Below are 2,364 nucleotides of genomic sequence, written 5' to 3' on the forward strand. Positions count from 1 at the left end.
AACAGCTTGCTGTTTACTGACCTGAACTGCCTTTCAAGATCATCGAGGTCAGGCCCGTCACCCGTCAGTTCAACCTGGCTGATGCTGCCTGTGTAGAGGGAAAAAGCCTGGATGGCGCCAAGGTATCCCGGTCTTTCCATCACCACCTTATCGGAATCTTCAACGAGCACTTTTCCAACCAGGTCCAGCCCCTGTTGTGAACCGGTGGTGATGAGGACGTTACCGGGGTCGACCTCCAAACCGAACCGTTTTTTATACCGTTGACAGATCCATTCCCGCAGGGCGGGCAGCCCTTCACTTGATCCATACTGAAGGCTTTCAGGGGCGCGCTCGGCAAGGATCTTTGACAGCGCACCTTCCAACCGCTTAACGGGGAACAGGCCGGGACTGGGCAAACCGCCCGCAAAGGAGATGACCCGTGGGTCCTCAGCAACTTTCAGGATCTCCCGGATGAAAGACCTGGGTACACGCTGGATACGTTGGGAAAACAAGCTGCCAGAAATTAATCACTCTCCTGCTAACATTTAGATATCATCTGGATGAGATCTTTCTGCAAGTCAACGATAATCCCGTCTTCGATAACCCCGTTTCAATGAAGCTCGCGCTCCGGAAAGTACAGGTTTTCAATAAAGAGTTCCTGGAATTCCGGATCATCGGCCACGTTAAGGTGGGTAATCCCCCTTGCAAGTTCCCGGGCCGCCTCCATGCTCTCGGATGAAAGGAGGGCCATGGAGGCTCCTACCAGTGCGGCGTTACCTGCCAAGACATACCTGTCGTTCTCAAATCGATCAGAGGGCAGTTCCGGAAGAAGGCCTATCCTGACAGCGTTTTCCACGTTCAACCTGCTCCCAAAGGCGCCGGCAAGATAAACGTTCTCCAACTCCGAAGGCTTCAATCCCATCGAGTTCAAAACTACCTGCAGCGTGGCAGCGATGGCAGACTTGGCTTTTTGTATTGTTGCCACATCCACCGGTTCCAGGAACACACCGTTTGGACCGTTGAGGAGCAGGCCTTTCTCTGACAGGGAAGGATGGCTCCCTTTCTTAACGAGACCGGACCTGTCCACAACCTTTCTGGACACCATCCCCGCCACAGCATCGATGATCCCTGTCCCACAGATCCCCAGAGGTTCGACGTCGCCTATGACATGATACCTGACGCTGTCCTCCAGCAGGTCGACACGCCACACCGCACCCTCTACGGCCCTCATACCGGAACGGATATGTCCACCCTCGAAGGCCGGCCCCGATGGAGCCGTGGCCACCATGACCTTTCCTTTCCCCCAGACCGCGATCTCGGTGTTGGTGCCGACGTCGATGACAGCTCCTGTCTGCACCCCCGTACTGCGGGCCGCGAGCAGGGACACCAGTGCATCGCTTCCTGCGTACCCGCCGATGAGGGGTGCAAAATGCACCACGGCATCCTTTCCACACGGCAGCTCAAAGGGGCTGGTGTGCGCGGGGAAGGAGACGGCTCCGTTGACGGCAGGGGCAAAAGGAGGGGTCAGGAGGGGCTCGACATCCAAACCGAGAGCGAGATGATGCACCGCGCTGTTGGCCACCGCGACAAACCGGGATATCCGGCCCGATGAAATGCTGCCCCTGCGGGCCAGGCTGCTTACCATCCCTCTCACGGTTTCCCACAGCAGGTCCCTTAGTAAGGCAGCCGTATCGCGATCACGCGCTGCTCCCTCCAGGCGCGTAATGATCTCATCACCCCATGGAAGCTGGGGGTTGGCGGCAGTGCGGATGTCCACGAGGCGGCCGGTGGCAAGTTCGTAAAGTGCCGCGGCAATGGAGGTGGTACCGAGATCCATGGCGACACCATATCCGTCGCCATCCAGGTCCAGTCGGGCAGGGTCGAAAAGCGGGGAATCCTGGATTTCCTTCCAGCGCCCGGTCCGATCGACCTCCAGGATCCTTTCCGGATCGACGGCAACAGACAGGTCACCCGTAACAGTCACCCTGCAGGCCAGTCTCCGGTCACGTGCAACCGGATCGGCGCCCAGCATCCCGGCTTCTGACAGGGACGGGTGCCCGGCGTCACCGGAAAGGATCCGGACGATACAGCGTCCGCATGTTCCCTTGTCCCCGCAGCTGCCGTCGATGTACAGCCCCTGCATGCGCAGGGCCTCACGCAGGTTCACACCCGTGGCGACAGTATACGTTCCGATGTTCTCAACAGTTATGGCGGCCGTTGCGGCGGCCATGCCGCTCCTGTTTTTGGTACCGGGTCTCATGGTCGAGCAGTGTATATCAGGAATCGGGAAGGTGGAAGGAGGAAGGTGGATGGACTCGCAAAAAGTCCATCAACGCGCCCCGCGCGGGGCGCCCAAATCAATGACTCACTCCGTAAGTCATTGAT

Annotated in this window: 2 protein-coding genes; both read right to left on the reverse strand. The window is 58.4% G+C overall.

Annotated elements, in window-relative coordinates:
• The coding region (locus tag P1S46_12160) for an aminotransferase class I/II-fold pyridoxal phosphate-dependent enzyme (protein MDF1537224.1) at positions 1-491 on the reverse strand (491 nt) is incomplete at its 3' end.
• 98 nt (positions 492-589) lie between these two features.
• Entirely contained in the window at positions 590-2,239 is a 1,650-nt protein-coding gene (locus P1S46_12165) for an ASKHA domain-containing protein (protein ID MDF1537225.1), read from the reverse strand.
• Positions 2,240-2,364: the final 125 nt, after the last annotated feature.

The organism is bacterium, assembly GCA_029210545.1.
GTDB lineage: Bacteria > BMS3Abin14 > BMS3Abin14 > BMS3Abin14 > BMS3Abin14 > JARGFV01.

Coding starts and splice junctions, on each gene's coding strand:
- P1S46_12165 (MDF1537225.1), bottom strand. CDS start 2,239: ATGAGACCCGGTACCAAAAACAGGAGCGGCATGGCCGCCGCAACGGCC.